The sequence below is a fragment of the Sulfuricurvum sp. RIFOXYD12_FULL_44_77 genome (assembly GCF_001830725.1).
GTDB classification, from domain to species: Bacteria; Campylobacterota; Campylobacteria; order Campylobacterales; family Sulfurimonadaceae; genus Sulfuricurvum; species Sulfuricurvum kujiense_A.
Genome location: NZ_MIBU01000014.1, coordinates 1 through 11885 on the forward strand (window position 1 = coordinate 1; position 11885 = coordinate 11885).

The following is an 11885-nucleotide window of genomic DNA, read 5'->3' on the forward strand; positions in this document are numbered from 1 at the left end:
TTCAGCATCGGTTGCTGCCATAAGGCTAGCGGAGAGAGCGAGTATCGTCGATAATTTCGGCATCAATGACATAATCATCCTTTCGTGTGGTTTGGGTAGAGTTGTCTGGTGGATATTTTCGCGTAAAACGGTTAATGATCAATGTTCCTAAAAGGGAAAATTGCATTAAAATACCGATAAAATCACATAAAAATCCTGGAAGAATCAGGAGGATTGCCCCCAATAGCCCCATAATATTCCGATTTGAAAATCCCTGCATATCAATTTGACGCGTGCGAAGAGCATCAAGATTTTCACTCAACGTATGACGAAAATTCATTAAGATGAAAATTCCTAAAAAGGCACTGAATACAATTTCGAAAAAGGTTGCCAATCCACCAATTTGCGTAGCAATCTCAATGGTGATAAAGACTTCTGCAAAAAGGTAAATCAGAAAATAGATCACTGTCGTAATTCCTCAATTTTGCTTAGTACGTCTGCCGCGTTAACGGTAATCATCTCTCGGGTAGAGCGTACCATAATTTGAACCGAACCATTCTCCAACTCTTTACCGACAATAACGGTAAACGGAAAACCGATCAGTTCCGCATCGGACATTTTAAATCCGAATCGCTCTTTACGATCATCCAGCATTGCTTCGATACCGCGAGATTGCAAAGATGCATACAGTTCTTCGGCATATGCCATATGAGATTCTTCTTTGATGTTTGAGACCATAACATTGACCAGATACGGAGCCGTTGCGTGCGTCCAAATGCACCCTTTTTCATCATGGTGCTGTTCGATGACGGCAGCGACAAGACGGCTGACACCCATCCCGTAGGTTCCCATAATAAAAGGCTGTGAACGGCCGTTTTCATCCAAAAACTCCGCTTTAAGCGGTGCGGAATAGACGGTTCCCAGTTTGAAAATATGCCCTACTTCGATCCCTTTGGTATGGAGAATTTTACCGCCGCAGTGAGGACATCCGTCCCCCTCTTGAACACTGATGAGATCGGCAAAATGGGCTTCGTTCATGACACTGAGATCCACACCGACAAAATGGTAATCGGCTTCGTTGGCACCCGTAATCATCGTTGTTGCCCCGCGTGTATCGTTATCCATAACGATACGGATTTTATCTTGATCGAGCGGCCCGATAAATCCCGGAACCAAACCAATCTCCGTGAGTTCGGCTTCAGTTGCATCAACCAAATCGATCGCACCGACACTGTTACGTGCTTTTACCTCTTGAAGCTCATCGCATCCGCGAATAAAGAAACAGACCAATTCAGACCCTTCAGTATAAACCGCACGCTGAACTACCGCTTTGAGGGTGTAATACGGATCGACATGGAAAAAGTTGCTCAAATCGTCGATAGATTTGATATCAGGGGTTTTAAAACGGGCGAAATCGGCACTCGGCGCTTCAGGAAAAGTGCTTCGAGGTGCGCGGCGTGCCGCTTCGACATTGGCACCGTATTCGCATGTATCGCACACGGCAAGGGTGTCTTCACCGCTTCCTGCAAGTACCATCAACTCTTTTGACCCCGTACCGCCGATCGCACCGCTGTCGGCTTCAACGACACGGAAGTTAAGACCCAGCCGCTCCAAAATACGTTTGTAGGCCGCTTCCATAGCATCAAACTCACGATCTAAATCTTCGGTAGAAGAGTGAAAGCTGTAGCCGTCTTTCATCACGAACTCGCGTCCGCGCATAAGACCGAATCTCGGGCGCGCTTCATCACGAAATTTCGTTTTGATCTGATAAAGATTGATCGGGAGTTGTTTGTAGCTATTCACCCGATTACGGACGATGTTGACCATCATCTCCTCATGAGTCGGCCCGAGAACAAATAGGTTCTCTTTACGATCACGAAAACGGAGAAGCTCTTTACCGAACTTCTCGATCCGTCCGCTCTCTTCCCACAACTCGGCAGGGGTGACGAAACTGAGATCGACCTCTTGGGCATCACATGCAGCCATCTCTTCATTAATAATGTTTTCGATTTTACGAAGTACCCGTTTTCCCATCGGCAAGAAATTATACAATCCTGCCGCTACCTGTGTGACAAATCCGGCACGTGAGAGGAAGATATGGCTTGGGAGTTGTGCATCTTTCGGTGCTTCTTTGGTAGTGGGGATATAGGCTTTACTAAAACGCATTATTTTCCTTTAGGGTAATAGGTACAGGAGTTTTGGGACAATTCATCCCCCTCTTCCTGATTCATCAAAAAACTCATTGATTCGATTAGGGCATCAACACGCATCGGATCGGAACCGTCACGCATCCTCTCGGCAAACGGGTGCAAAAACCGCTTTAGTGCCTGAAGGGTTGCTTTATGTACGGCGTGTTCATACTCTTTAGGGATATAGCCGTTTTCGAGCACCCGCGTCGATTCTTGGAATGCGGCATCGGAGGCTCTGAGATACATATTTTTGATCAACGGTTCGACGGAGAGGGTTTTGAGCCATTCAAAAAAGAGGGTAACGTGGCGACGGATGATCACATAAGAGAGTTTCGCTTCATCCTCACGAAGAGCGATATTTTCAGAAACAATCGATTTTAGATCATCGACATAAAAAAGGCGAATCGACCAAAGCGCTGCATCACACTCGATATCGCGCGGAACCGCCATATCAAACCAGTAACGATCAAACGACGTCGGTTGTATCATATCCTCGGTAATAATCGGAGTGATGGACCCCGTCGCGGTAAAAAGCAACTCATTTTCGTTGATCGCATAGCCGATCTCTTCAAAAGAGCGGACACGGGCATTGCATTCACGTGCTATTGCTTCGGCCTTCTCAAAGGTACGGTTCATAACCGTCACATCCACCCCTTGTGCGGTGAGATGTTTACAGGTTATCACCGACATCTCTCCCGAACCGATCACCAACGCTTTTTTACCGCTTACATCCCCGACCGATTCTTTCACTTTCGCTACGGCGACACTGGCAACAGAGACCGGTTTGGAGGAGATATTGGTTGCATTGCGTACTTCAGCGGCACACTTGAAGGCATAGCTCATCGCACGGCCGATCTTTTGAGCGGAGTATCCGTTCTCTTGGGATAGCTTGTAGGCATCTTTGAGCTGACCGGCGATCTGCGTCTCTCCGACAACCATCGAATCCAGAGAACTCGCCACACTGAAAAGGTGATGAATTCCCCCCTCATCATCAAAAATATCGGCACGTTCTTGGAGTTCATGCGGGGTAAGTCCCGAGTGGTTTGATAACAATCTAAAAACTGCCTCTATCGCCGATTCCGTATCATTGCAGCTGCACACAATCTCAACACGGTTGCAGGTAGAGAGAACCATCGATTCGCTAATGCAACCGTTTGAATTTAGTATTTTCATACCATTCAGCCGTGCCGCATCATCTACAAAAGCAAGTTTTTCCCGTATCGCTATCGTCGAGTTTTTATGTGAAAAACTAACAATCAAATAGTGCATTAATGGCTTCTTTGAATAACAGTTTCAATAATGGCACGCAGTGCTATATCTTCACCGATGGCTTCAATCGCTTCATCGCAAAGGGCTCTGGCATGATCATACGAGTGTTCGATAATCTTGAACGTATCCATTTGGGAACGGATCCACCCTTTTTCCTCTTCATTCAACACTTTGGCGTGATTGTGAACGAGACGCTCTTTACCCGCCTCATCCAACCGCTCATACAGATCAATGTACGGCAATGTCACTTTGCCTTCAGAAAAATCATTCAGTGACGGTTTCCCCAGCGTCGCTTCATCGGCGGTAATGTCGAGAATGTCATCCACGATTTGAAATGCCAATCCCAAATTTTTCCCGTACGTAGCATGGGCATTAGCATCTTTACCCGTTAGAATCGCCGCACTGTAGGCACACGCTTCGATAAGAGTGGCCGTTTTGAGGTAGAGCATTTTGAGATAGAGATGACGGTCGGTATTAAAACTCTCCGCCATAGCGACATCCATCATCTCTCCAACCGAGAGGCGAGTAACCGATTCGGCAACGGCGCGGGAGATAGCAGGGTCAAACGCGGTCAATTCACTAAACGCTTTGGAGTAGAGAATATCGCCGAGCATAATCGCCGTTTTTGATCCATGCGTCGCATTAACAGAGGGGACACCGCGACGGAGCTGTGCTTCATCGATGACATCGTCATGAAGCAGGCTCGCCGCATGAATAAGTTCGACAATCGCTCCGAGCAACGGGGCATCGGGAGCTTCAGGCGCGATGGTTAAAATGAGCCTCGCACGCAGCCGCTTTCCCCCTGAGAGAGTTTTAAAAAGTTCTGTAGCATGAGGGTAATCGACCTCATCGATCAGTTTAGCAATAAGAGTTTCTACCGTTTTCAACATACCTATTCATCACTTCTTTGTTAAATAATCCAACACGATCCGATTCTCTTTATCTATTAATAACAGATCCATTTGTGCCGTATTGTTCCCCTCATCGAATTTTTTAAAAACGACAATAATATAGGGGACATCTTTCTGGGTCCGTTTAGCGCTCAAGAGAACTTTCCGAAAGCTTTGATTGACATGCCCTACATACAGAACATGCTGTCCGACAAACCGATCAAAACTTTCATGTACGACCAAAGCCTTATCGGCATAAAGGGTCCATCGAAAATTCAATAGACGCTCTTGTCCTTCACTTTTTACGAGAACTTTAACCAATTCATCTTTTTTGAGATTAAAGGTTTTCGATTCTCTCCACGCGGCCGACTCCAAAAGGGTAACCCCAACGAGTAAAAATATGACTAGACGGCTCATACAAACTCATTTCTAAAAATTTTGGATCGTATGGTTTCAATACTCTAAAAACCAGATTATACCTCGACTCGCCATAGGATCAATTTAAGTCGGAGATTATACCACCACAATTCTTAGTTGCATAAAAAGGAGCCGCAGAAGATGAATTAAAAAAGGGTGTCCAATACCTGACTTTTGTATTTCATAGACTCAACTTTTGCTTTTATGAGACGATTCTCTTCTAGAAGAGCATCATGTTCATGACTGAGGGTAGAGATTTCACGGCTTTTAAAATAGATTTGGGTATTGATAAATATCTTCGGAAACACTACTACCAATACCAAAAAAATCCCCACAAAAACATTCCGCAAAAAGAGCAGCCCCATCGAATCATCGGGGCTTATTATGTGCTGGGTCTCTTCTAAAATATCGAGTTTATCGCTCATAAGGTTCAATCTCTTCGTATTTCAAAAATTCGTAATTTTGCACTTCGACTCCGCGAATTGGCACGAAGCTCATCAGCCTGAGCAATCAGCGGTTTTTTCGTAATCACTTTGCCGATAGCATTTTTGTTGCCGCAGGTACAACGCATCGCATCATCGGGACAGATACAGTTTTTCCCCCATTTGGTGAAGCGGTTTTTAACAATCCGATCTTCGAGGGAGTGAAACGTAATAATCGCAACACGAAGAAACTTAATCGTCGATGTTTCTATCGCATCGAGCAACCGTGTCAATTCGCCCAGTTCATCATTCACTTCGATCCGTATCGCCTGCATCACTAGGGTCGAGGGGTGGATCTTTTTACCCTTCGGCATCAGATGAAAAATCGCGTTGGAGAGCTCTTTTGCCGAAGCGAAAGGGCGACGCTGCACGATCGTTTCCGCCACTTTACGGGCATTCGTTACTTCACCGTACTCACGTAGAATAGTCTCTAACGCACTTTGCGAGTACTCATTGACCACCTCACGCGCACTCAGAGGTGCATCGGGGTTCATCCGCATATCGAGAGTATCGCTCTCATACGAAAATCCCCTCTCACGCTGATCTAGCTGTAAGGAAGAGACCCCTATATCGGCCAAAATACCGCAAATCTTCTCCCCTTTTTCGGCAATCGCATCACGAGCCACTTCGGAAAAACGTCCGCGCCTGATCTCAACACGTCTCCCAAAAGGTTCCAGCCGTTTGGAGGAAAAAGCGATAGCGGTGGGGTCTTGATCGATTCCCAGGAGTAATAACGAAGGGGTATTTTCAAGCAGCAGCGACGTGTGCCCTCCGTATCCCATGGTACAATCGATAACAATCCCCTCTTTGCATGGGGAAAATGCTTCGACCACCTCTCGGTAAAGGACGGGGATATGGGGAGTTTCTTGCACGCAACTGCCTTTGCATTTTAGTCCCCTTATAATAACCTACCCTCACTAACATATTGTTTAAAATATGATAAAATCCCTTTATGGATAAACAATACGTTAAGCGTCAACTCGCCACTTTTGCCCTCTCAATGTTTCGAAAAGATTTTTTTGGCATCTATCACGGTTCACTCTCCGCTAAACTTGATACCAATCTTTTTACGATCAACACCAAAAATGCTGTTTTCGACTCGATCAATGAAGAGAGCCTGATTGATCTGTTTTATAACAAAGATTACCGCTGGAAAGATGCCAGTATCGACGCCTCGATTCATCAGGGAATTTATCGCCAAATCTCCGATGCCAAATACATCACCTTTACGATGCCCCCTTTTACAACGGCATTTTCACTCAACCACTCCATCATCATCCCCAAAGATTATTTCGGGTTTAAAGAGTTCGGGAAAATTGCCATCTATGATCCCAAAAAATTTGATGATTGGTATGAGCGGGCGGTAAGTGAAATTCCCCAATATTTTCAGCAGAACAACACAGCCATTATGGTGATCCGAGGGTATGGAGTTTATGCCTTTAGTCGTGACATACACGCGATGGTGCGACAGCTCTCTATTTTAGAGCGAAGCTGCCGTATTTTGATGCTCGATCACTCTCAAGCACGCTTAGATATCGATTGATTCTATTGCCCGTTCAATCGCACTAAACACCCTCTTCAACTCCTCTGATGTGATGACATACGGTGTCATCACATAGATAACACTCCCTAACGGTCGTATCAATACCCCTTCTCTCATACAATGCTGATGAATTTTCAATCCTATCCGCTCACGTGGATCAAACCCCTCCAGCTCTATCGCCGCAATCATCCCGCATTGGCGCACCTCTTTCACTCTCGCCAACCCCTCAAAGCGTTTTAATTCTTCCCCAATGAGCGCAATCGTCCTACGGTTATTTTCAATAACATTCTCCGACTCAAAAATATCAAGGGTGGCATTGGCCGCCGCACATGCGAGTGCATTTCCCGTATAACTGTGTGAGTGTAAAAAGGAGCGTGAGGGGTTATAATCGCAGTAAAATGACCCGTATACTTCCTCTGTTGTTAGTACAGCCGACAGAGGCAGATATCCCCCTGTAAGCCCTTTTGAGAGGACTAAAAAATCGGGTGTTATATCTGCTTGCTCACACGCAAACATGCTCCCCGTCCGTCCAAACCCGACCAAAATTTCATCGGCAATAAAATGGAGTCCATAGCGTTCACACAACTGTTTTGCTTCACTCAAAAAGAGAGGATGATACATCTTCATCCCCCCCGCCCCTTGCACTAACGGCTCAACGATCAATGCCGCTATTTCACCCCCGCGTTCTTGGAGTAAGCTCTCAAACGACTTGGCCGCTTCCAATGCCGCCTCGATACTCTGATTGATAGGGGATGGTGTTTGAATGGAGCGGATCAATAAAGGCTCATAGGTCTCTTTATAGAGTGCGACATCACCGATGGAAAGTGCTCCCAATGTCTCACCGTGATAACTCTCACTGAGAGAGACGAATAATCCTCTCTCCTCCCCCTTGTTTTTATGGGAGTGATACGACATTTTTAACGCTACTTCAATCGCACTGGAACCGTTATCGGCATAAAAACAGCGCGTTAGTCCCTTAGGCGAAAGTGCCACTAACCGCTCGGAAAGTCTGACAATCCCCTCATGGGTAAATCCCGCCAAAATAACATGTTCGAGTTTATCCAACTGCTCTTTGATTTTTCTGTTGATATACGGGTTGCAATGGCCGAAAAGATTGACCCACCAACTGCTGATCGCATCAATCGTCCGATTTCCCTCAAAATCTTCCAAATAGACCCCGTCCCCTTTGGCAATGGGGATGAGAGGAATTGTTTCGTGATCTTTCATCTGGGTGCACGGATGCCACAAAACACTCAAATCTCGCGTCGAAATCTCTAAATTATTCATTGAAAACCTCTAAAGTTGATTATTTTATGATAACATCTGTTAGTCGTGACCTATTTTCATCCAAGTTTAATGCTAAAGTGAATAGAATATCTGAATTTTACAACAGGATCGTTTAATATGATTACTTGGATGCAACGCCATCGGAAATACTTGGTTATTACGATTTGGATCTCCACCATTGCTTTTATCGGAGCAGGATTCGTAGGATGGGGACAATACAGCTACGGAGATAAAGCCGGCGCGGTTGCCAAAGTAGGAGATATCTCTATCACTTCCGGAGAACTCCAAAAAAGCTACTCCAATCTTTTTAACCAATACAATCAGCTTTTCCAAGGAAAATTTGACGAGAAACAAGCTCAGCAATTCGGGCTCCAACGCCAAGCACTTCGCCAACTGGTCAATCAAGCATTGGTACTCAATTTGGCTCAAAGCTATGGATTGATGGTTACCGATGAAGAGCTTTGGAATGTGATTAAATCTCAACCTGTCTTCGCAAAAGAGGGGACGTTCGATAAAACGATTTATGCCGAAGCGTTAAAGCAAAACAATTTAACGATCAAAGAGTACGAAGAGTCGATGAAAAAAGAGCTCTTGATCCAAAAAACACTTTACCTGCTATCCTCAGGAAGCAAAGCAATCGAAGAGAAAGCGCTCGGAAATGCTCTGGGTATTTCGGATAAGATCAATTATAAAATCCTCACACCGAATATGATTACCCTTACTCCTACCGAAGGGGAACTCAAAGCACTTTGGGGGAAACACTCAAAAGAGTTTAAAACCTCTCCGAGCTTTGAAATCAGCTATGTCACACAAGCACTGATCACAGCAACTCCTTCGGCAAAAGAGATTAGTGACTATTACGATATGAACCGACAAATGCTCAAAGATACGAGCGGAAAAATTCTCACCCTAGTCGAAGCACAAAGTATCATCATCGCCGCCCTCCATGATAAAGCAACGGAGAAAGAGGCACTTCGACTTTATATCGACTTTAAAAAAGGTGCCCTCAAAGCGGGAGTGACTCCTCAGAAAGTAACCTTAAGTGCTGAAACATCTGCTTTTGATCCTGAACTCACCAAAGAGATTATGGGATTGAATGATCAAAAACCGTTTCTCAAGCCACGCAAAGTCGGCAATGACTATATCATTGTAAAACTAGACAAAATGGATCCTTCCCGAACGAAAACCTATGAAGAGGCAAAAACAGACGTTATTGCACTTTATATGAGTGAAGCGAAAAAAAGCAAACTTCAAGAGTTAGCCCAAAACAGTTATAAAACATTCAGCGGTTCTGGAACCGATTTCCTCAGCCGAGCCGACAGTGCTAAAATAGCGGGTTTAAGTGCACAAGAGGGGTCAGAATTCCTAAACAAACTGTTTGCTTCCAAACAAAAACAAGGTTTTATCACTTTAGAGAGCGGAAATGTTATTTTGTATAACGTTTTGGAACAAAAGTTGCTTCAAGATAAAACATTAGCGGATGCCAATGCCGTACTCAAGCTCAAAGGGAGTTTGTTGGATCAAGGTTTGATCAAAACACTTGAGAGCAAGTACCCAGTTGAAATCTATGTAGAGGGGATTTGATTTGAAACGAACCGTTTTAGCCATTGATATCGGCTCAACAAAAGTTTGTGCGCTCATCGCGGAAATCGATGACGATAACAACGCACAAATAATCGGAGCCGGTATCGCAAAAGCACAAGGGCTTCGCAAAGGGAGCATCACCAACATTGAGCTTGCATCTAAATCGATTAAAAGTGCGCTCAATGACGCCAAGCGGGTCGCAGGAACAGAACTTCGAAGTGCTATCGTCACCATTTCGGGTGCCTACACTAAAAGTTTAAATTCCAGCGGTATCGTTAATATCCCGAATAAAGAGATTACCCTCAACGAAATTCAGCGTGTTATGCACACCTCTTTGTATAACGCCAATATTCCCAACGAGTTTGAAGTATTGCACGCCCTCCCGTATAACTTCAAAGTAGACGATCAGGATTTTATCGAAGACCCTCTAGGGATGAATGCCGCACGTCTCGAAGTTGAAACCCATATTATCACTACCCAAAAAAGCAATCTCAACAATCTCCGCAAAGCAGTCAAAGCGGCGGGTGTTGATGTTGAGAGTGTTGTACTCAGCGGTTACGCTTCCGCTATCGCCGTTCTCAATTCGGATGAAAAAGAGCTCGGTGCCGCTGTGGTCGATATGGGTGGCAATACGAGCAATATCGTTATACACTCCGGTCACGCGATCCGTTATAACGACTTTTTAGGTGTCGGTTCCAATCATATTACCAATGACCTCTCTATGGCATTGCATACCCCATTGCACACTGCCGATAATGTCAAAATCAACTACGGTTCATTGTATGCCCCTAGCAACGATCTTATCGAGCTTCCGGTGATCGGTGATGAGACATCTACTCACGAAGTATCCTTAGAAGTCGTACACAACGTCATCTACGCTCGTGTAGAAGAGACCTTGATGATTATCGCCCAATCGATTGAGAAAAGCGGCCTTAAAGAGCATATGGGTGCCGGTGTCGTTCTTACCGGAGGATTTACTAAAATCGAAGGATTACGCGAACTCGCCGTTGCCATTTTAGACAACATGCCGGTACGTCTTGCAAAACCTACCGATGTCGGCGGTCTTTTTGATACCCTTCGAGATCCTTCCTACTCAGGAGCTGTCGGATTGATTAAATATCTTGCCGATGGTTATACCCCTTATGAGATCGATGTTAATCGACGTATGCGCCATGCCAGTGAAGATTCTGCTGCTGTGCATGGGGGAACACTTCCTGAAGAAGCACCGAAATTTGACCCTCTTACACCATCCGCTTCTACTCCAACACCTGCGGCATCAACGCCTCCGGCAAAGGAAGAGAAAATTGCGGAAACGGCGAAGATGGTCAATATCGGATCAAATAAGTCAGTCCAAAACGATCAACCAAACCCACTTTCCAAGTTTTGGAATTGGGCAACTCAACTATTTTAATCACGTCAAGGAGCAAGCATGGAACCATTTTCAATTGAAGAATCAACAACACTAACCGGAGCACGTATCGTAGCAGTCGGTGTCGGCGGCGGCGGTGGTAATATGATCGGCTATATGCTCAAAGAGCAAATCCCGGGAATCGAACTTATCATCGCTAATACCGATGCGCAAGTATTGGAACAAGGTTCAGCCGCAACTAAAATCCAACTCGGTGCAAAACTCACCAAAGGTTTGGGTGCGGGTATGAAACCCGAAGTGGGTAAAGAATCTGCTATCGAGAGTTATGAAGATTTGACACGTGCCCTAGAGGGTGCCGATATCGTTTTCGTAGCAGCAGGTCTTGGCGGCGGAACCGGTACGGGTGCTGCACCGATCATCGCTAAATGTGCTAAAGACGTCGGTGCATTGACGATCGCGGTTGTAACAAAGCCTTTCTCATTTGAAGGTAAAAAACGTCTCAAACTTGCTGAAGACGGATTGACTGAACTTAAAAACGAATCCGACTGTATCGTCGTTATCCCGAACGACAAACTTCTCTCCATCATTGATCCGAAACTCGGAATCAAAGAGAGTTTCAAAATCGTTGACAGCGTACTTGCTCGCGCTGTTAGCGGAACATCGGGTGTTATCCTCGCCAGCGGCGACAACGACATCAACCTTGACTTCGCCGACTTACAAACTGTTATGAGCCACCGTGGTTTGGCTCTTATGGGTGTGGGCGAATACAAAGGTGAAAATGCAGCCTACGAAGCGATCAAAAATGCTATCGAATCTCCGCTTTTGGACAATATGTCCGTTAACGGCGCACTCGGTGTATTGGTTCACTTCAGTATG

At 45.3% G+C, this 11885-nt stretch carries 12 protein-coding genes; 4 read left to right on the forward strand and 8 right to left on the reverse strand.

The window, feature by feature from the left end:
* Positions 1-25 precede the first annotated feature (25 nt).
* The 7 genes from A2517_RS00595 to rsmH form a co-directional block, all read right to left on the reverse strand.
* Positions 26-445: an FxsA family protein gene (locus tag A2517_RS00595; protein ID WP_294893424.1), complete on the reverse strand. Its 420-nt coding sequence runs from the start codon at positions 443-445 to the stop codon at positions 26-28.
* A complete protein-coding gene (locus tag A2517_RS00600) occupies positions 442-2145 on the reverse strand; it encodes a proline--tRNA ligase (protein ID WP_294893425.1) in 1704 nt (567 codons plus the stop codon). The genes A2517_RS00595 and A2517_RS00600 overlap by 4 nt, the downstream gene beginning before the upstream one ends.
* The gene (gene hemA / locus A2517_RS00605) at positions 2145-3437 is read right to left on the reverse strand and encodes a glutamyl-tRNA reductase (RefSeq protein WP_294893426.1); all 1293 of its coding nucleotides are present in this window, start codon (positions 3435-3437) and stop codon (positions 2145-2147) included. Before hemA ends, A2517_RS00600 begins: the two co-directional genes overlap by 1 nt.
* On the reverse strand, positions 3437-4324 hold the full coding sequence (locus tag A2517_RS00610) for a polyprenyl synthetase family protein (protein ID WP_294893435.1): 888 nt from the start codon (positions 4322-4324) through the stop codon (positions 3437-3439). The genes hemA and A2517_RS00610 overlap by 1 nt, the downstream gene beginning before the upstream one ends.
* Before the next feature lie 12 nt (positions 4325-4336).
* Complete coding sequence (locus A2517_RS00615; protein WP_294893427.1) at positions 4337-4744, reverse strand: hypothetical protein; 408 nt, start codon at positions 4742-4744, stop codon at positions 4337-4339.
* Positions 4745-4890: 146 nt separating this feature from the next.
* A complete protein-coding gene (locus A2517_RS00620) occupies positions 4891-5169 on the reverse strand; it encodes a hypothetical protein (protein ID WP_294893428.1) in 279 nt (92 codons plus the stop codon).
* Between the two features lie 5 nt (positions 5170-5174).
* A complete protein-coding gene (gene rsmH, locus A2517_RS00625) occupies positions 5175-6098 on the reverse strand; it encodes a 16S rRNA (cytosine(1402)-N(4))-methyltransferase RsmH (protein ID WP_294893429.1) in 924 nt (307 codons plus the stop codon).
* An 80-nt stretch (positions 6099-6178) separates the two neighbouring features.
* On the opposite strand from rsmH, the gene A2517_RS00630 reads away from it, so the two are divergent.
* Positions 6179-6769 carry a class II aldolase and adducin N-terminal domain-containing protein gene (locus tag A2517_RS00630; RefSeq protein WP_294893430.1) on the forward strand — a complete coding sequence of 197 codons (591 nt, stop codon included), beginning with the start codon at positions 6179-6181 and terminating at the stop codon, positions 6767-6769.
* Here the strand turns inward: A2517_RS00630 and A2517_RS00635 are convergent.
* On the reverse strand, positions 6755-8056 hold the full coding sequence (locus A2517_RS00635; RefSeq protein ID WP_294893431.1) for an adenosylmethionine--8-amino-7-oxononanoate transaminase: 1302 nt from the start codon (positions 8054-8056) through the stop codon (positions 6755-6757). The two genes, A2517_RS00630 and A2517_RS00635, sit on opposite strands and share 15 nt — an antisense overlap.
* Before the next feature lie 117 nt (positions 8057-8173).
* Between A2517_RS00635 and A2517_RS00640 the strand changes: the two genes are divergently transcribed.
* The 3 genes from A2517_RS00640 to ftsZ all read left to right on the forward strand — a co-directional run.
* Positions 8174-9640, forward strand: a complete 1467-nt coding sequence (locus tag A2517_RS00640) for a peptidylprolyl isomerase (RefSeq protein WP_294893432.1) — start codon at positions 8174-8176, stop codon at positions 9638-9640.
* A gap of 1 nt (position 9641) precedes the next feature.
* Positions 9642-11051 (forward strand): cell division protein FtsA, encoded by a 1410-nt coding sequence (gene ftsA / locus A2517_RS00645; protein WP_294893433.1) that lies wholly within the window; start codon positions 9642-9644, stop codon positions 11049-11051.
* Between the two features lie 18 nt (positions 11052-11069).
* A partial coding sequence (ftsZ, locus tag A2517_RS00650) for a cell division protein FtsZ (RefSeq protein ID WP_294893434.1) occupies positions 11070-11885 on the forward strand: 816 nt, incomplete at its 3' end.